Annotated in this window: 15 protein-coding genes; 9 read left to right on the forward strand and 6 right to left on the reverse strand. The window is 71.4% G+C overall.

Going from position 1 to position 18,153, the window contains the following annotated elements:
• Positions 1-5 precede the first annotated feature (5 nt).
• The 4 genes from JUB10_RS04840 to JUB10_RS04855 all read right to left on the reverse strand — a co-directional run bounded on the left by JUB10_RS04840 (position 6) and on the right by JUB10_RS04855 (position 4,898).
• Positions 6-884, reverse strand: coding sequence for a sugar phosphate isomerase/epimerase family protein (locus JUB10_RS04840; protein ID WP_207454556.1), 879 nt, complete (start codon positions 882-884; stop codon positions 6-8).
• Positions 881-2,059: a dihydrodipicolinate synthase family protein gene (locus tag JUB10_RS04845; RefSeq protein ID WP_207454557.1), complete on the reverse strand. Its 1,179-nt coding sequence runs from the start codon at positions 2,057-2,059 to the stop codon at positions 881-883. The genes JUB10_RS04840 and JUB10_RS04845 overlap by 4 nt, the downstream gene beginning before the upstream one ends.
• A 5-nt stretch (positions 2,060-2,064) precedes the next feature.
• Positions 2,065-3,234: a Gfo/Idh/MocA family protein gene (locus tag JUB10_RS04850; RefSeq protein ID WP_207454907.1), complete on the reverse strand. Its 1,170-nt coding sequence runs from the start codon at positions 3,232-3,234 to the stop codon at positions 2,065-2,067.
• A gap of 626 nt (positions 3,235-3,860) precedes the next feature.
• Entirely contained in the window at positions 3,861-4,898 is a 1,038-nt protein-coding gene (locus JUB10_RS04855) for a LacI family DNA-binding transcriptional regulator (RefSeq protein WP_207454558.1), read from the reverse strand.
• A 168-nt stretch (positions 4,899-5,066) separates the two neighbouring features.
• Here JUB10_RS04855 and JUB10_RS04860 point away from each other — a divergent pair, with 168 nt between their 5' ends.
• The 6 genes from JUB10_RS04860 to JUB10_RS04885 all read left to right on the forward strand — a co-directional run bounded on the left by JUB10_RS04860 (position 5,067) and on the right by JUB10_RS04885 (position 11,092).
• Entirely contained in the window at positions 5,067-6,152 is a 1,086-nt protein-coding gene (locus tag JUB10_RS04860; protein WP_207454559.1) for a Gfo/Idh/MocA family protein, read from the forward strand.
• Positions 6,149-7,057, forward strand: coding sequence for a glycoside hydrolase family protein (locus tag JUB10_RS04865; RefSeq protein ID WP_207454560.1), 909 nt, complete (start codon positions 6,149-6,151; stop codon positions 7,055-7,057). Before JUB10_RS04860 ends, JUB10_RS04865 begins: the two co-directional genes overlap by 4 nt.
• A gap of 82 nt (positions 7,058-7,139) precedes the next feature.
• Positions 7,140-8,450 carry an ABC transporter substrate-binding protein gene (locus tag JUB10_RS04870; RefSeq protein ID WP_207454561.1) on the forward strand — a complete coding sequence of 437 codons (1,311 nt, stop codon included), beginning with the start codon at positions 7,140-7,142 and terminating at the stop codon, positions 8,448-8,450.
• A 157-nt stretch (positions 8,451-8,607) separates the two neighbouring features.
• A complete protein-coding gene (locus JUB10_RS04875) occupies positions 8,608-9,513 on the forward strand; it encodes a carbohydrate ABC transporter permease (protein WP_207454908.1) in 906 nt (301 codons plus the stop codon).
• Positions 9,510-10,436, forward strand: a complete 927-nt coding sequence (locus tag JUB10_RS04880) for a carbohydrate ABC transporter permease (RefSeq protein ID WP_207454562.1) — start codon at positions 9,510-9,512, stop codon at positions 10,434-10,436. Before JUB10_RS04875 ends, JUB10_RS04880 begins: the two co-directional genes overlap by 4 nt.
• A 2-nt stretch (positions 10,437-10,438) precedes the next feature.
• On the forward strand, positions 10,439-11,092 hold the full coding sequence (locus JUB10_RS04885) for a hypothetical protein (protein ID WP_242682160.1): 654 nt from the start codon (positions 10,439-10,441) through the stop codon (positions 11,090-11,092).
• Between the two features lie 537 nt (positions 11,093-11,629).
• Here JUB10_RS04885 and JUB10_RS04890 read toward each other — a convergent pair.
• Both JUB10_RS04890 and xylA read right to left on the reverse strand, forming a co-directional pair.
• The gene (locus JUB10_RS04890; protein ID WP_207454563.1) at positions 11,630-13,036 is read right to left on the reverse strand and encodes an FGGY family carbohydrate kinase; all 1,407 of its coding nucleotides are present in this window, start codon (positions 13,034-13,036) and stop codon (positions 11,630-11,632) included.
• Between the two features lie 2 nt (positions 13,037-13,038).
• Positions 13,039-14,232, reverse strand: coding sequence for a xylose isomerase (gene xylA, locus JUB10_RS04895; protein WP_207454564.1), 1,194 nt, complete (start codon positions 14,230-14,232; stop codon positions 13,039-13,041).
• A 145-nt stretch (positions 14,233-14,377) separates the two neighbouring features.
• On the opposite strand from xylA, the gene JUB10_RS04900 reads away from it, so the two are divergent.
• The 3 genes from JUB10_RS04900 (at position 14,378) to JUB10_RS04910 (ending at position 18,116) form a co-directional block, all read left to right on the forward strand.
• Positions 14,378-15,595 (forward strand): ROK family protein, encoded by a 1,218-nt coding sequence (locus tag JUB10_RS04900; protein WP_207454910.1) that lies wholly within the window; start codon positions 14,378-14,380, stop codon positions 15,593-15,595.
• Between the two features lie 149 nt (positions 15,596-15,744).
• Complete coding sequence (locus JUB10_RS04905; protein WP_207454565.1) at positions 15,745-17,148, forward strand: GH1 family beta-glucosidase; 1,404 nt, start codon at positions 15,745-15,747, stop codon at positions 17,146-17,148.
• The gene (locus JUB10_RS04910) at positions 17,148-18,116 is read left to right on the forward strand and encodes an acetylxylan esterase (RefSeq protein ID WP_207454566.1); all 969 of its coding nucleotides are present in this window, start codon (positions 17,148-17,150) and stop codon (positions 18,114-18,116) included. Before JUB10_RS04905 ends, JUB10_RS04910 begins: the two co-directional genes overlap by 1 nt.
• Positions 18,117-18,153: the final 37 nt, after the last annotated feature.

Consider the following 18,153-nt stretch of genomic DNA (forward strand, 5'->3'; position numbering starts at 1 on the left):
ACGACTCAGGCCGGCACGACCGCCGGCAGGTGCGGGGTGACCGCGGCGTCGAAGGACGCCGCCGTGCGGATCGCCGCCTCGGTCCAGTCGGTCGCCCAGACATCCGCGTTGAAGATCTCGACCTCGATGTCGCCGGTGTAGCCGGCGCGCTCGACGGCCTGGGTCAGCGTCGCGAAGTCGACGACGCCGTCGCCCGGGTAGTGCCGCGCGAGCAGCACGTCGGCGGGCAGCGGGGTCTTCCAGTCGCACACCTGGTAGCTGGCGATGCGGCCCTCGGCGCCGGCGCGCTCGATCTGCTCGAGCACCGCCGGATCCCAGAACACGTGGAAGCTGTCGACGACGACGCCGACGACGGATGCCGGGAACGGCCTCGCCAGGTCGAGCGCCTGCCCGAGGGTCGAGACGACCGCCCGGTCGCTGACGTACATCGGATGCAGCGGCTCGATCGCGAGTTGCACGCCCGACGCCTCCGCGTGCGGCGCGAGCTCGGTGAGGGCGTCGGCGACGCGGGAACGCGCGCCGATCAGGTCGCGGGACCCCTCGGGCACCCCGCCCACCACGAGCACGAGCGCGGCGACCGAGCCCTCGGCGCCGGCGGCGGCCAGCGTCGCGGTCTCGTCGATCGCGCGGCGGTTCTCGTCGATGGCGGCACGGCGCGCCGTGGCATCCGTCGCGGTCAGGAACCCGCCGCGGCAGAGCGACGAGAAGCGCAGGCCGGAGTCCGCGAGCTGCCGGGCGGCCTCGTCGAGGCCCACGGCGGCGACGGGCTCGCGCCACAGGCCGATCGACGAGATGCCGGCGGCCTTCGTCGCGGCGATCGCGTCGGCGAGCGAGGCGTGCTTGATGGTCGCCTGATTCAGCGACAGCCGGGGGTGGGCGCTCATGCCGGCACCCCGCTGCGCTCGATCACGCCCGTGAGGGCGAGGTGCGCGTGCCAGCGCTCCGCCGCGAGCTCGGGGTGCTCGAGCGCCCCGCTCGCGTTGGCGAGTTCGACGATGCGCGAGAGGTGCGGCAGGCTGCGCCCGGCGTGCAGGCCGCCGACCATCTGGAACGCGGGCTGGTGGCCGTTGAGCCAGGCGAGGAACGCGACGCCCGTCTTGTAGAACCAGGTGGGTGCGGCGAAGATGTGCCGCGACAGCTTCTCGGTCGGGCCGAGGATGCGCTCGTAGGCCGCCTCGTCGCCGGCATCCAGGGCCTGAATGGCCGCGGAGGCGTGCGGACCGACGGCCGCGAACGCGCCGAGCAGGGCATCCGAGTGCTCGGTGCCGTCGCTCTTGATGAGGCTCACGTAGTGGAAGTCGTCGCCCGTGAACATCCGCACGCCCTCGGGCAGCGCGGCGCGCACGGCGATCTCCGCGTCGGCGTCGAGCAGGCTCATCTTGATGCCGCGCACCTTGTCGCGGTGACGCTCCATGAGCTCGACGACCGTGCGCGTCGCCGCGGCGACGTCGCTCGAGCCGAAGTAGCCGGCGAGGATCGGGTCGAACGCCTCGCCGAGCCAGTGCAGCACGACGGGCGCCGACGCGCTCTCGAGCACCTCGCCGTAGACGCGCAGGTAGTCGTCGGCACCGGATGCCGCGCGCGCGAGGTGCCGGCTCGCCATGAGCACGACCCCGGCGCCCGCGTCCTCCGTGAACTCGAGCTGGCTGCGGTAGGCGGCGACGACCTCGTCGAGCGAGATCTGCGTCTCCTCGACGTGGTCGGTGTTGACGCCGACCACGAGGGCGCCGTCGACCGAGCGCGCCTCGGCGGCGCTGCGCGCGATGAGTTCGCGCACCGCCGCCGCATCCAGTCCCATGTTCCGCTGTGCGGTGTCCATGGCGTCGGCGACGCCGAGGCCCCACGACCAGAGGTGGTGACGGAAGGCGAGGGTCGCGTCCCAGTCGATCTCGGCGGGGGAGCCGGGCACGTTGTCGGCCCACGCGAGCGGCACCACGTGCGCGGCGGCGTAGGCGACGCGACTGCGCAGCGCCTCGGCCGGGCGGGTGAAGGCGGGCGCGGCGGCGAGGTCGACGCGACGGGTGGACCCGTCGGCGTCGAGCAGGAGGAGCTCGCTCATCTCGGTCAGCTCAGCGTGAGCTCGTGCGCGTCGGTGGTCAGCGGCTCCTCGGCCAGCGACACCGTCGGGATCTCGAACTTGCGTCCCTCGCGCGCCGACTTCAGCGCGGTCTCGGCGAGCAGCATGCCGCGCGCGCCGGAGAGGAAGTCGTACTCGTGCGGGGCGTCCTCGACGACGTGGCGGATGAACTGCTCCCACTGAACCTTGAAGCCGTTCTCGAACTCCTCGGTGTTGGGCACCTGCATCCAGTCGGCGTCGTAGTCGTGGGTGTCCTCGAGGTCGGGGTTCCACACCGGCTTCGGCGTCGCGTTGCGCGGCTGGATCTCGCAGCCGAAGAGGCCCGCGACCGCGGAGCCGTGGGTGCCGTCGACCTGGAACTCGACGAGCTCGTCGCGGTGCACGCGCACCGTCCAGCTCGAGTTGAGCTGCGCGATGATGCCGCCCTCGAGCTCGAAGATGCCGTACGCCGCGTCATCCGCGGTCGCCTTGTAGGGGCGGCCCTGCTCGTCGGAGCGCTGCGGGATGTGCGTGGCGGTCTGCGCGTAGACGCTCTTCACGCTGCCGAAGATGTTCTCGAGCACGTAGTTCCAGTGCGGGAACATGTCGACGGTGATGCCGCCGCCGTCCTCGGCGCGGTAGTTCCAGCTGGGGCGCTGCGCGGGGTGCCAGTCGCCCTCGAAGACCCAGTAGCCGAACTCGCCGCGCACCGAGAGGATGCGGCCGAAGAAGCCGGAGTCGACCAGGCGCTTCAGCTTGCGGAGGCCGGGCAGGTAGAGCTTGTCGTGCACGACGCCGTTCTTGACCCCCGCGTCGGTCGCGAGCTGCGCGAGCTCGAGGGCGTCGGCGTAGGTCTCGGCCGTGGGCTTCTCGGTGTAGATCGCCTTGCCGGCGGCGATGGCCTTCTTGATCGCGGCGGAGCGGGCGCTCGTGACGAGGAAGTCGGCGTAGATCTCCCACCGGGGGTCGGCCAGCGCCTCGTCGAGGTTCGTCGTGTAGTGCTCGATGCCGTGCTGCGCGGCGATGCGGGCGAGCTTGGCCTCGTCGCGGCCGACGAGCAGGGGCTCGACCTGCACGCGGCTGCCGTCGGAGAGCACGACACCGCCCTGCTCGCGGATCGCGAGGATCGAGCGCACCAGGTGCTGCCGGTAGCCCATGCGCCCACTGGCGCCGTTCATGATGATGCCGATCGTCGCTGACACGGCGGTCCCCTCTTCTACTCGTCCCGCAGCGGTTCTGAGCGGGAGCGGAAAGCGTTTACCGCAGCATACGCGGGGGTGGGGGCGGACGCAACGCCGCCCGTCGTTTTCGGAAACGGTCGCCGTCTCCCGGCCTCTGTGGTTCCGCGGGGCTTGCCGTCGGCGCAGGTCATGAGTCGCGCAGCGCCACGCCGCGGCCGGGCGGCGTGTCGGAGCGGTTGTCCGTGATTTGCGCCGATCCGCGGGACGGGTGCTCGTGATCAACGGCCCTCCGCCGCGGCGCCTGGGGCGGCGCGACCCACGCGAGGTCGCGCGACTTCCCACGCCAGGACGCGCGGCTGCCGGTGCGGTCGGCCGGGGTGCGCGGCGGCATGACTCATGAGCGCTGGCGCAACACGCCGGTGCGGGCCGGCGAGTCGGAGCGGCGACTCATGATCTACGCCGCCGGATGCATCCGGTGCGCCCCTCGCGTCAGGATGCGCAGCAAGGGCCTAATGCAGGGAGGGTCCGTCGGGGCAGCACGCCACAGCGCGCGAGCAACTCGAGGCGCACTGCTTCTGGAAGCGCTGCGCGCCCTGCTTTACGAGCGCAGCCGGCCGGACGCACTACCCCCGCTGCGGAGTGCTCTCGCGCACCACGACCTCGCCCGAGATGGTGACGATGGCGTGGCCGTCGGTCTCCGCGGTGGCGAGCTCGATCGCGGCGGCACCGACCTGCTCGAGCGGCAGTCGCACGGTGGTCAGTGCGGGGGTCACGTCGCGGGCGGTCGCGATGTCGTCGAAGCCCGCGATCGCGAGCCGTCCCGGCACGTCGACGCCCTCCTCGCGCAGGCGCGACATCGCGCCGACCGCCATGACGTCGTTGACCGCGAAGACGCAGTCGATGTCGTCGATGCCGCGCTCGAGCATCCGGCCGCCGGCGTCGTAGCCGCCGTCGCGGGTGAAGTCCGACTCGAAGACTCGCTCCTCCGCGAGCTCGAGACCGTGCTCGGCGAGCCCTGCTCGGAAGCCGGCGAGGCGGTCGCGGGCCGTCATGAGCGAGCTGACCCCGGTCAGGGCTGCGAAGGAGCGGTAGCCGCGCTCGACGAGGGCGAGCGCGAGGTCGCGCGCGCCGCCGTGGTTGTCGATCTGCACCGTGTCGAAGGGCAGCGAGCGCTGCGACACCATGACCACGCGCCCGCCGAGGTTGCGGATCGCCTCGAGCTCCCGGGTCAACTGCTCGTCGAGCTCCGCGTCGACGAAGCGTGATCCGGCGACGATGACCACGCGGGGCCGCTGCCCGCGCAGCGTGCGCACGATGTCGAGCTCGCGCTTGGCGTCGCGCTGCGTGATGCCGATGGTCGAGACGAGGCCGAGCTGCTCCGCGTCGCGCACGACACCGGACGCTATCGACGAGAAGTAGGGGTCGGCGATGTCGCTCACGATGAGCGCGAGTGTCGACGAGGTGCCCTTGGCGATGCTCTGCGCGGAGAGGTTGGCGACGTAGCCGAGCCGCTCGGCGGCCTCGAGCACGCGGGCGCGGTAGGTCTCGTTGACCTTGCGCGTCGACCCGTTGAGGGAGCGCGACGCGGTCGCCAACGAGACGCCGGCCTCGCGGGCGACGTCGTGCAGGGTGGGCGGCATGCCGTGGATGGTCTCGTTCATCCGCGTCGTTCCTCGTTCGTGGGTCGGGTTTCCGCTGACTCTAGCCCCGCGAGGCGACGCGCAAGCGCCGCCCTGCCCAGGCGCCGCGCTGCTCGCTATGCTGGGCAAGCGTTTTCCGGCGACAGGAGTGACCGGACGACCGGGCGCACGCACGATCGAGGAGGATCGATGGCCACAGCACTGAGAGCCGGCATCCTGGGCACCGGCGCGATCGCCGCGCATCACGCCGAGGCGCTGGCCGCCGACCCGCTCGCCGAGCTCGTCGCGGTCGCCGACGTGCGTCGCGAGAGCGCGGAGGCCTTCGGGCAGACCTGGCACGCCGCCGTCCACGACGACCTGCCGTCCCTGCTCGCCGCCGGGATCGACGTGCTGCACGTCTGCACGCCACCGGGCGTGCACGCCGAGCAGGCGATCGCCGCACTCGACGCGGGCGTGCACGTCGTCGTCGAGAAGCCGCCGGCCCGCTCACTCGAGCAGCTCGACGACATGGTCGCCGCCGCGAAGCGCAACGACCGTGAGCTCGCGATCGTCTTCCAGCAGCGCACCGGCACCGCCGCGGCCCACGTGCGCCGGCTGCTCGACGAGGGCGCCCTCGGTCGCCCGCTCCTCGCCCTCTGCCACACACTCTGGTTCCGCGACCAGGGCTACTTCGACGTGCCGTGGCGCGGCAGCTGGGAGACCGAGGGCGGCGGCCCGACGCTCGGGCACGGCATCCACCAGCTCGACCTGCTCGCCTGGCTGCTCGGCGACGCCGAGGAGGTGAGCGGCCGGCTGTGGCGCCTCGGGCGCGAGACCGGAACGGAGGACTCCTCGACCGCCGTCATCACGTTCGCGAACGGCGTCGTCGCCTCCGTCGTGACGAGCGCCGTCGCGCCGCGCGAGACGAGCTCCATCCGCATCGACACCGAGTTCGCCACGGTCACCGTCGACCACCTCTACGGTCACGGCCACGACAACTGGCGCATCACGGCCGCGCCCGGCGTGCCCGACGAGGTCGTCGAGGGCTGGCGCTTCCCCGAGCACGAGGAGCGCAGCGGACACGTCCCGCTCCTCCGCGAGGTCTACGCGGCGATCCGCGAGGGCCGCCCGCTGCCCTCGACCGCGTCCGACCCCGCCCGCTCGTTCGAGCTCGTCGCCGCGATCTCGCTCTCGGCCGCTCGCGGTCGGCCGGTCGCGCTCGAGGAGGTGCGTCGCGACTCCGGCATCCGCGCGTCGCTCGAGGCGCCGGTGATCGACCGCCGGACCGGGCGGTGACCGAGCCGCTCTTCCGCGACCCCGTGCATGACGGGGCATCCGATCCCACCGTCCTCCGCGACCGGGCGACGGGCGAGCTCGTCATGTTCTACACGCAGCGGCGACCGGATGACCCGGGGCCGGGCGTCTCCTGGATCCACGGCAGCCGCATCGGCGTCGCCCGCTCCGCCGACGGGCGCACCTGGCGCTACGACGGCGTCGTCGACGGCCTCGACTCCGCGGATGCCCCAGGCCTCAACACTCACTGGGCACCGGAGGTCTTCTGGTCGGGCTCGGACTACCGGATGTACCTGACCTTCATCGAGGGCGTGCCGGACTCGTGGGACGCGCCTCGCGTCATCCGTGAGTACCGCAGCGACGACCTGCGCGAATGGCGGCACGTCGGGGTGCTGCCGTTCGGCGACCGGGTGATCGACGCCGCCGTCGCGCGCTGCCCCGACGGGCGCTGGCGCTGCTGGGTGAAGGACGAGGCGCGGAACTCGACGACGTGGGGGTTCGCGAGCGACGACCTCGAGTCGTGGCGACCCGAGGGGCTCGTGATCGGCGGGCGCCCGCACGAGGGGCCGAACGTGTTCGAGCTCGGCGGCGCCTGGTGGCTGCTCGTCGACGAGTGGCGGGGCATGGGCGTGTACCGGTCGCCGGATGCCGTGCGCTGGGAGCGGCAGGGCGGGCCGGATGATGTGCTGCTCGGCGACCACCCCGTGGGTCGTCACGGCGACGTGCTCGTCGAGGACGGCAGGGCGACCCTGTACTACTTCGACCACCCGGAGTGGGCGGGCGAGGAGGTCGAGGATGCGCCGGGCGCGGACGCTCGCAGGACCGTCATCCGCTCGATCGAACTGAAACTGAACGGCACTCGGTTAGAGTGCGCGGGCGGTGACACACCGGCCCGGAACGCTGGTTGACCGATCGCAGATCGTGCCCTACCTTTGGGGAAACGCTTTCCGAAGCGCTCACAGCAGACAATGTCGTTCTGGAAGGACAAGGATGTTCAGTACCCGTAAGCGCAGAGCAGGCGTCGCCCTCGCGCTCACCACGAGCGCTGCGATCGCGCTCACCGGCTGCTCCGGCGGAGGCGGCTCCGAGCCCGCCGCGACCTTCGACCCGGAGGAGGAGGTCACCCTCGACCTGGCCTTCTGGGGCAACGACGTGCGTGCCGACTTCTACAACCAGGCCATCGCGGCGTTCAACGAGGAGTACCCGAACATCACGGTGAACACCTCGTTCCTCGCCTTCCCCGAGTTCTGGGAGGCCCGCCAGGTCGAGGCCGCCGGCGGCAACCTGCCGGATGTCATGCAGTTCGACTACTCGTACCTGCGTCAGTACTCCGAGAACGGCCTGCTGCTGCCGCTCGACGACTACATGGGCGGCATCATCGAGACCGACGGCCTGGCGCAGAACATCCTCGACATCGGCGTCGTGAACGACCAGACCACCGCGATCGCGACGAGCACCAACGCGTGGGGCCTCTACACCAACCCGATCCTCGCGCAGGAGGTCGGCGCCTCGGTCTACGAGGGCGGCGGCAGCTGGGAGGACTACAACGACTACATGATCGAGGCCACGCAGGCCGCCGGTGACTCCGGCGTCTACGGCGGCACCGACTGGACCGGTCGCATTCAGAACTTCGAGCTCCACCTCCGCGCGCAGGGCGAGAACCTCTTCACCGAGGAGGGCGAGCCGAACTTCACGCAGGAGGACGTCGCCGAGTTCTTCGACCTCGGCACCGAGGTCCGCGAGCAGGGCGGGGTCGTCCCCGGCCAGCTGCTCGAGGAGCTCTACCCCGTCTCGGCCTTCGACTCGGCCCGCTCGCTCTCCGAGCTGACCTGGGACAACTTCGGCGCCGGCTACCTCGGCAACCTGGGCGAGCCCTACACCGAGCTCGGCCTCGTCGAGCCGCCCACCGCTGAGGAGGGCTCGCAGGACCTCTACCTCAAGCCGTCGATGCTCCACGCGATCTCCGCGAACACCGACCACCCCGAGGCCGCCGCGACGCTGGTGAACTTCCTCATCAACGACCCGCAGGTCTCGCAGATCTTCGGCACCAACCGCGGCATCCCCGCGTCTGAGACCCAGCTCGAGTCGCTCTCACTCGAGGGCCTCGACGCCCAGATCCGCGAGTACGAGCAGTCCATCGAGGACCGCCTCGGCGACGCCCCGCCCGTCCCGATCGTCGGCTACGGCGCGATCGAGGAGGAGTGGCGCCAGATCGGTACCGAGCTCGGCCTCGGCACCATCACCCCGGAGGCCGCCGCGGAGCGCTTCTTCACCGAGATGGAAGTCATCCTCAACAGCTGACATCCGGCGGGGTGGGGGTTCCTCGGAGCCCCCACCCCGCTCCCACAACGTCAGGAGACAGACAGTGACCACCCAGTTGGAGCCGCGACCGAAGACGGTCGCGCCCGACCTGCCGACCTCCGCCAAGCCGAGCCAGCCTCGGCCCGGCGGCAAGGGGATCAGGCGTGGCTCGAAGCAGGCCGCCCGCGAGACGCGAGCCGGGTACGGGTTCCTCCTGCCCTGGCTGATCGGCTTCTTCGGCCTCACCGTTGGCCCGATGGCCTTCTCCCTGTACCTCGCCTTCACGCGGTACAACCTCTTCACCGACCCGCAGTGGATCGGTTTCGACAACTTCACCCGGATGTTCACGCAGGACCCGCAGTTCCTGCAGTCCGTCCAGGTCACCCTCATCTACGTGCTGGTCGGAACCCCGATCAAGCTCGCTGCGGCTCTCGGCGTCGCAATGCTGCTCAACGCCGTCACCCGTGGCAGCGGATTCTTCCGCTCCGCCTTCTACGCCCCGTCGCTCATCGGCGCGAGCGTCAGTGTCGCCATCGTCTGGCGCGCCATGTTCAACACCGACGGCCCCGTCGACACCGGCCTCAGCTCGGTGGGTATCGACATCGGTGGCTGGGTCGGCAACGTAGACCTCGTCCTCCCGATGATGATCCTCCTCGCCGTCTGGCAGTTCGGCGCCCCGATGGTCATCTTCCTCGCCGGCCTCAAGCAGGTTCCGCGCGAGCTCTACGAGGCCGCCGAGATGGACGGCGCCGGCAAGTTCCGTCAGTTCCGCAGCGTCACGATGCCGATGCTGTCGTCGGTCATCTTCTTCAACCTGCTGCTCGAGACGATCAACGCGTTCCAGGTCTTCGCCAGCGCGTACATCATCTCCAACGGCAGCGGCGGCCCCGCCGGCCAGACGAACTTCTACACGCTGTACCTCTACGGACGCGCGTTCCGCGACGGCCAGATGGGCTACGCCTCGGCCATGGCTTGGGTGCTGCTGCTCGTCGTGGCGGTCATCGCCTTCATCCTGTTCAAGACCTCGAAGTCGTGGGTCCACTACGCGGGGGACAACCGATGAGCACCTCCAGCTCCGCCATCAGCAGCCCGTCTCAGCTCGAGGCCCCTCTCGTCGCCCCGCCGCCCCGCGAGGCACGCTCCGGACGCCGCAAGCTCACGCCCGGCCGGGTCGCGCAGTACGTGCTGCTCGCCCTGCTCACCGCGATCGTGCTCTACCCGATGATCTGGCTCTTCATCTCGACGTTCAAGCCGTCGAGCGAGTTCGGCCAGAACCCGGGCCTGCTGCCCGAGAACGGCACGATCGACAACTACTTCAAGGTGCTCGAGGGCATCGGCGGCATCCCGCTCTGGAAGTTCTTCGCGAACTCCCTGCTGCTCGCGGTCGCCGCCGTGGTGGGAACGCTCGCGTCGTCGTCGCTCGCGGCCTACGCCTTCGCGCGAATCCGCTTCCGCGGTGCCGGGATTTTCTTCGCGGCGATGATCGGCACGCTGCTGCTGCCGTTCCACGTGATCATCATCCCGCAGTACGTGCTGTTCCAGCGGCTCGATCTGGTCGACACGTTCTGGCCGCTGATCATCCCGAAGTTCCTCGCGACCGAGGCGTTCTTCGTGTTCCTCATCGTGCAGTTCATCCGTAACATCCCGAGGGACATGGACGAGGCGGCGCGCATCGACGGGGCGGGGCACCTGCGCACCTTCTTCTCGGTGATCCTGCCGCTGATCAAGCCGGCCCTGATCACGAGCGCGATCTTCACGTTCATCTGGACCTGGAACGACTTCCTCGGCCCGCTGCTGTACCTGAACTCGCCCGAGAACTACCCGCTGCCGATCGCGCTGCGCCTCTACAACGACCAGACCTCGGTGTCCGACTACGGCGCCACCGTCGCGGTCTCGTTCCTCGCGCTGCTGCCGGTGCTGCTGTTCTTCCTCGTCTTCCAGCGCTTCCTGGTCGACGGCGTCGCCACGCAGGGGCTCAAGGGCTGACCTTGAGCCGCAAGGACCGCGCCAGACTGCGCGCCGCCGACCGGGCGGCGCGCAGCGGCAGCGGCCCCACTCAGCAGGAACCCTCCCGTCTGCCCGGTGCGACGGGAGGGTTCTCCCTGTTCGGCGAGGTGCTCCTCGTCGGTCTTCTGGTGTCGCTCGCCGGCATCCTGATCGTGACGCTCCCACTGGCGGTCGCCGCAGGCATCCGTCAGCTCCGCCGCTACCTGAGGGCGGATGACTCGCGCCCTGTGCTCTTCTGGCACGACCTGCGCCGCGGGCTGCTGCCCGGCCTCGGCGTCGGCGTGGCCGCGCTCGTGCTCGTGCTGATCCTGCTGATCGACGTGGACCTCGCCCGCTCCGGCGCCCTGCCCTGGGGAGAGGTCGTCGGCGCGGTCGGCGTCGTGCTGCTCGTGCTCCTCGCGGCCGGACTGCTCGCCGCCGCGTCGCTGTGGTCGCCGGAGGACGGTTGGCGCTCGGCCATCAAGGCGACACCGTCCTACCTGTGGCGCGACCCGGTCGGCGCGCTGCTGCTCGCGGTCGCGGCCGGCTTCGTGGTGCTCGCGACGTGGCAGCTGTTTCCGCTCGTGGTGCCGGCGCTGGGGCTCGCGTGCTTCGCCGCGGTCGCGGTGCCGGAGCGCCCGAGCCGCCAGCGCTGACGGGCCTCTCGCCGCGCGACCCGACTGGGCCGCGCAGCGGCGTATCGAGAGCCAGCCGGGTGGCGAGGGCCGCACCCGGCATCCGAACGTCGAAGCGGCATACAACCGCATGCCGGTTTGCACTTCCGATGCCGTGCTCGGGCGGCCCGCCCGTCCGTTGGCTGGCCACGCAGCGGTGTATCGAGAGCCAGCCGGGTGGCGAGGGCCGCACCCGGCATCCGAACGCCGGAGCGGTATGCAACCGCATGCCGGTTTGCACTTCCGATGGCGTGATCTAAGCAGCCCACCCGTCAGTCGAGTAGCCGCGCAGCGGCGTATCGGGAATTCGGCGGGCGCCGCGGGGGACCGACCCCGCATCGAAGCTGCAACCCCGCCACCAGGAGCATGCGGGGGTGCAGCTCGATTGCGGGATCGCAAGCCGACGCCGGTGGAGGGTCTCGATATGCGGCGCCGTGCACCGCTACTCGACCGCCGAGGGGCGGGAGGAGGCGGGAGGACCGTGGCCGGGCGCGCGCTCACCGACGCCCGGCCACGGAGTCAGACCGCGCTGTGGCGCGCGTACTGCTCTCGGATGATCGGCCGGTGGTCGACCGCGGGGGAGGCCGCGATGTCGAGCGGCCACTCCGGGCGCGAGCCCGTCAGTGCCCACGCCGCCTGCGCGGCGGCGCCGCGGGCCACGTACTCGCCCGGGTTCGGCACGACGACCGGCTCCGCGAACACCTGCGCCGCGACGGCCTGCACCGCCGGGTTGAGCGCGGCGCCGCCGATGAGCAGCAGCCGCTCCGCGCCGACCCCGAGGGAACGGATGGCGTCGAGGCCGTCTGCGAGACCGCACAGCAGCCCCTCGATCGCGGCGCGCGCGAGAGCGGGCCGCGTCGTCGAGGCGAGGGTCATGCCGAACAGCGTCGCCGTGGCATCCGGCAGGTTCGGCGTGCGCTCGCCCTCGAAGTAGGGCTGCAGCACGAGTCCGGATGACCCGGGCTCGGCCTCGAGCGCGAGGGCGCCGAGCGCGTCGTGGTCGACGCCGAGGAGTCCCGCGATGCTGTCGAGCACCCGGGCGGCGTTGAGCGTCGCGACGAGGGGCAGGAAGTTGCCGCTCGCGTCCGCGAAGCCGGCGACCGTGCCGGTGGCGTCGTGCGTCGAGGTCTCGGTGACCGCGAACACGGTGCCGCTCGTGCCGATCGACACGACGACGTCGCCGACCGAGGCGCCGAGCCCGAGGGCGGCGCCGGCGTTATCGCCCGCGCCCGCGCCGACGACGAGGTCGCCGGGGCCGGGCACCGACTCGGCGGGGCCGAGCACGCGCGGCAGCACGACGTCTGAGGCATCGCGCCGGAGCGCGGTCCCCAGGATGTCGCGCAGGTACTCGCCCGACACCGGGTCGAAGTACAGCGTGCCGCTCGCGTCGGAGCGGTCGGTCACGAGCTCCTCGAGCACGGGGCCGTGCTCGCTCTCGCCCGCGGGGCCGTAGCCGCGTAGGCGCCACGTCAGCCAGTCGTGGGGGAGCGCGACGGCGGCCACGCGGGCCGCGTTGTCGGGCTCCGCGTCGGCGAGCCATCGCAGCTTCGTCACGGTGAACGAGGCGACGGGCACGGAGCCGGTGCGGTCGGCGAGCACCGACGCACCGATCTCCGCGGTCAGGTCGCTCGCGGCCTGAGCGGAGCGGGTGTCGTTCCACAGCAGCGCGTCACGGATCACCCGCCCGTCCGAGTCGAGCGCGACCATGCCGTGCTGCTGACCGCCGATGGCGATCGCCGCGACGTCCTCGAGCCCGCCGGCCTCGGCGAGCGCACTCTGCAGCGCGTCCCACCAGTGGGCGGGGTCGACGGCGGTGCCGGCCGGGTGGGATGCCCGGCCGGCACGGACCTGTCGCCCTGACTCGAGGTCGACGATGACGACCTTGCAGCTCTGCGTCGACGAGTCGACGCCGGCGACGAGGGTCACCGTCAGCCGCGGGCGCCGAGCAGGTGCTCGAGCGCGAGCTGGTTGAGGCGCACGAAGTTGAAGCCCTTGCCGCCGAAGTAGGCCTCGGGGTCGAAGTCCTCGTAGGCCGAACGGTCCGCGAGCAGGTCGTCGTACGACTCGCCCTCGCCCAGCGTCGGGGTCTTGATCTCGGGCACGCGGGCGGCGGCGAGCGCTTCCTGCACCTCGGGGTCGGCGCGGAACGAGGCCGCGCGCTCCTTGAGCAGCAGGTACATCCGCATGTTGGCCTCGACCGACGCCCAGACACCGTTGATGTCCTCGGTGCGGCTCGGCTTGTAGTCGAAGTGACGGGGGCCGGTGTAGGCCTGGCCGCCGTTCGGGCCGCCGTTCTCGAGCAGGTCGACGAGCGAGAACGCGTTCTGCAGGTCGCCGTGACCGAAGACGAGGTCCTGGTCGTACTTGATGCCGCGCTGACCGTTGAGGTCGATGTGGAAGAGCTTGCCCGCGTCGAGCGCCTGCGCGATGCCGGCGGTGAAGTTGAGGCCAGCCATCTGCTCGTGACCGGTCTCGGGGTTGAGGCCGACGAGTTCGGGACGCTCGAGGGTGGCGATGAAGCCGAGGGCGTGTCCGATCGTGGGCAGCAGGATGTCGCCGCGGGGCTCGTTCGGCTTCGGCTCGATGGCGAAGCGGATGTTGTAGCCCTTGTCGGTCACGTACTGACCGAGGAGGTTGACCGCCTCGCGGTAGCGCTCGAGCGCACCGCGCACGTCCTTGGCCACGTCGTACTCGGCGCCCTCGCGGCCGCCCCACATGACGAAGGTCTCGGCGCCGAGCTCGGCGGCGAGGTCGATGTTGCGCAGCACCTTGCGGAGCGCGAAGCGGCGCACCTCGCGGTCGTTGGAGGTGAAGCCGCCGTCCTTGAAGACGGGGTGGCTGAAGAGGTTGGTGGTGACCATCGGGACCTTGAGGCCGGTCTCCTCGGTCGCCTTCTTCAGGCGGTCGATCTCGTGACGACGCTCCTCGTCGGTCGAGCCGAACGCGAACAGGTCGTCGTCGTGCAGCGTGACGCCGTAGGCGCCGCGCTCGGCGAGGCCTTCGACGGCCTCCACGGTGTCGAGGGCCGGGCGGGTGGCGGGGCCGAACGGGTCGTTCGCGGGCCAGCCGAGGGTCCAGAGGCCGAAAGTGAACTTGTCTTCAGGGGTGGGCGTGAGCGCCATGAGGTTCTCCTGCGTCGTTGGAGGACGAGTATGTTTGCGAAAGCAACATATAGCAGGAATCGGTCACAAGTCGAGTCCGGAAGCGGAATCTCCCGAAGTGGGAGGTGGCATTCCGCTGTGGACGGACCATAGTGGGGGCGTGAGCATGGACATCCCGCAGCCCGGCGAGGTGCGCCGCCCCACGATCGAAGGCGTGCGACGGCTGAACCTCGGCCGCGTGCTTCGGCTCGTGCATGCCACCGGCGGAGTCTCCCGCGCGGTGCTCACCCACGAGACCGGCCTCAACCGCTCGACCATCGCCGCCCTCGTCGCCGAGCTCGAGGCCGCCTCGCTCGTCGAGGAGCAGGCGCCGAGCGTCACGGGGCAGGTCGGCCGGCCCTCGCCGCTCGTCGCCCCCGGCGACCGGGTCGTCGCGATCGCCGTCACTCCCGAGCTCGACGCCGTGACCGCGGAGGTCGTCTCGCTCGGCGGCCGCCGGCTCGCGCGGGTGCGCCGCGAGGTGGCATCCGTGCCCACGCCCGAGGAGACCGTCGAGGTCACGGTGTCGATCCTCGAGGAGCTCGACCATGCGCTCCGCGGCCGGCTCGTCGCGGGCATCGGGCTCGCCGTGCCCGGTCTCGTGCGCGAGCGCGAAGGCCTCGTCGTGCTCGCCCCGCACCTCGGCTGGAGCGACGAGCCGATCGGGCAGCGCCTCGGCGCCGCGACCGGGCTCTCCGTCGTCGTCTCCAACGACGCGTCGCTCGGCGCGCTCGCCGAGTCGCGCTTCGGCGCCGGGCGCGACGTGCCCAACATGGTCTACCTGCACGGCGGCCCGAGCGGTATCGGTGGCGGCCTGGTGCTCGGCAACGCGCCGCTCGGCGGCGTCGACGGGTTCGCGGGCGAGATCGGCCACACGCTCGTCGTCGGCTCCGGCCGGCGCTGCGACTGCGGGGCGTCCGGTCATCTCGACGCGGAGGTGCGCCGCGAGGAGCTCTTCGCCGCGCTCGGGCTCTCGGATGCCGAGGGCGACCGCATCGACGAGGCGCTGCGCGAGGCGTACGAGCACGGCCCCTCCGCCGAGCTCGCCGAGCTCGTCGACCGCGACCTCGAGCTCGTCGCGGTCGCGATCGCCAACACGGCCAACGTGCTGAACCCGCGGCTCGTCGTGCTCGGCGGCTTCCTCTCCGCCCTCGTCGTGGTCGCGGGCGACCGCCTGCGCGAGCGCGTCGCCGAACTCGCGCTGCCCGGGGTCGCCGCGTCGCTCGCGATCGAGCCGGCCGCGCTCGGGCCCTCGCACATCGCGGTCGGCGCCGCGGAGCTCGCGTTCGAGCCGCTGCTCGACGACCCGCTGGCCTTCCGCTTTCCGGCGACCGCCGTGTCCTGAGCGATCGGACGGCGGCGGCCGCCGCGTCTCGACCGATCGACCGGCGACTGCCGCGTCCTGAGCAGCACGCCGGGCGGCAGGGCCGCCTGAGCGGCGATCCATCACCGCCGCCTCGTGACGGGTCGGCGGGCGGCGCTAGAGTGCGAGACGTGACACAGCCGTCCGACGACTACCGCGAATCAGGGCTCGAATTCCCCGAGGACTTCGTCTTCGGGTCGGCCACCGCCTCGTACCAGATCGAGGGCGGGGTGACCGAGGGCGGCCGCGGGCCGTCGATCTGGGACACCTTCAGCCACACGCCGGGCCGTGTGTACGGCGGCCACACCGGCGACGTCGCGTGCGACCACTACCACCGGTGGGAGAGTGACCTCGATCTCATCGCCGAGCTCGGTCTCGACGCCTACCGCTTCTCCATCGCCTGGCCGCGCATCCAGGCGGATGGCACGGGGCCCGCCAACCAGCAGGGCCTCGACTTCTACTCCCGGCTCGTCGACGGGCTGCTCGCCCGCGGCATCCGCCCGGTCGCGACGCTCTACCACTGGGACCTGCCGCAGGCGCTCGAGGACCGCGGCGGCTGGACCGACCGCGACACCGCCTACCGCTTCGCCGAGTACGCGCACCTGGCGGGCGAGGCGCTCGGCGACCGCATCCACACCTGGACCACGCTCAACGAGCCGTGGTGCTCGGCCTTCCTCGGCTACGGCAACGGCCACCATGCGCCGGGGATCCGCAACCGCAAGGCCTCGCTCGTCGCGGCGCACCACCTGAACCTCGCCCACGGGCTCGGCGTCTCCGCGCTCCGCGAGGCCGTGCGCTCCGACGCGCTCATGTCGGTCACGCTCAACCCGCAGGTCGCCCGCGGCGACCACGACACCTCGCCGGAGGCGATCCGCCGCGTCGACGCCGTCGGCAACCGCATCTTCACGGGCCCCATGCTGCGCGGCGAGTACCCGAAGGACCTGCTCGAGGACACCGCCGCCGTCACCGACTGGGCCTTCGTGCGTCCCGGCGACCTCGAGCTCATCCATCAGCCGATCGACGTGCTCGGCATCAACTACTACTCGACCTCCACCGTGCGGATGGCCGAGCGCGATCTGCCGATCTCGCAGGAGGGCACGCTCATCCCCGGCAGCGAGCAGGTCGTCGAGTTCCTGCCGCAGGACGGCCCGTTCACCGACATGGGCTGGAACATCGCCCCGGATGCCTTCGAGCAGCTGCTCCTCGACTACCAGCGCGACTTCCCCGGCCTGCCGCTCATGATCACCGAGAACGGCGCCGCCTATCCCGACCGTCTCGAGGATGGGCGCGTCCACGACAAGGCCCGCATCGACTACCTGCGCCGGCACCTCACCGCGGTGCACCGCGCGGTCCAGCGCGGCGCCGACGTGCAGGGCTACTTCGTGTGGTCGCTCATGGACAACTTCGAGTGGGCCTTCGGCTACTCGAAGCGCTTCGGCATCACCTACGTCGACTACGAGACGCAGGAGCGCACGCTGAAGGACAGCGCCCGGTTCTACCAGGAGCTGGTGCGCACGCACCGGATCCCCGCCTGATGGCGCTCTTCGACTGGCCGGAGGAGCAGCTCCGGCAGTACCAGGGCGTGCAGCGCGAGCCCGAGGACTTCGACGAGTTCTGGGGCGAGACGCTCGCCGACGCGGCCCGGCACGACCTCGCGGTCGAACGCGTGCCGGTCGAGTCCCCGCTCGCGCAGGTCGACGTCTACGACGTGACCTTCGCGGGATTCGGCGGCGAGCCGATCAAGGCGTGGCTGCGCCTGCCGGCCGGCGCCACCGGCCCGCTGCCGACCGTCGTGCAGTACGTCGGCTACGGGGGAGGGCGCGGCCATCACGCCGAGAACCTGCTGCTCGCGTCATCCGGCTTCGCGCACCTGCAGATGGACACCCGCGGTCAGGGCTCGGGCTGGTCGCGCGGCGCGACCGGCGACAGCGCGTCGCCCGGGCCGCAGCACCAGGGCGTCATGACCCGCGGCATCCTCGACCCGCACGGCTACTACTACCGCCGCTTCTTCACCGACGCCGTCCGCGCGGTCGACGCCGCGAAGACGTTCCCGGAGGTCGAGCCCGCCCGGCTCGTGGCGTGGGGCGGCAGCCAGGGCGGCGGCACGGCGCTCGCCGTGGCGGGGCTCCGCGACGACCTCGCGGCGCTCGTGACCTTCGTGCCGTTCCTCTGCGACTTCCCCCGCGCCATCCGGATGACGGACCGCGATCCGTACCACGAGATCGTGCGCTTCCTCGCCGCGCACCGCGACGCGGTCGACTCGGTCGAGAGCACCCTGCAATACTTCGACGGGACCAACTTCGCGCGCCGTGGGAGCGCTCCCGCGCTGTTCTCGGCCGCTCTGATGGACTCGACCTGCCCGCCCTCGACCGTGTTCGCGGCGTACAACCGGTACGCCGGCGACAAGCGCATCAAGGTGTGGCCGTTCAACGGCCACGAGGGCGGGTCGATCGAGGACGAGCTGGCGGGCGTGCACTTCCTGCGCGAGTTGTTCGGTTCCTGACGAACACCGAACCAGGGGCGCAGACGCCCCGACAGAA

The organism is Desertivibrio insolitus (assembly GCF_017355965.1).
Lineage (GTDB): Bacteria > Actinomycetota > Actinomycetes > Actinomycetales > Microbacteriaceae > JAFIQW01.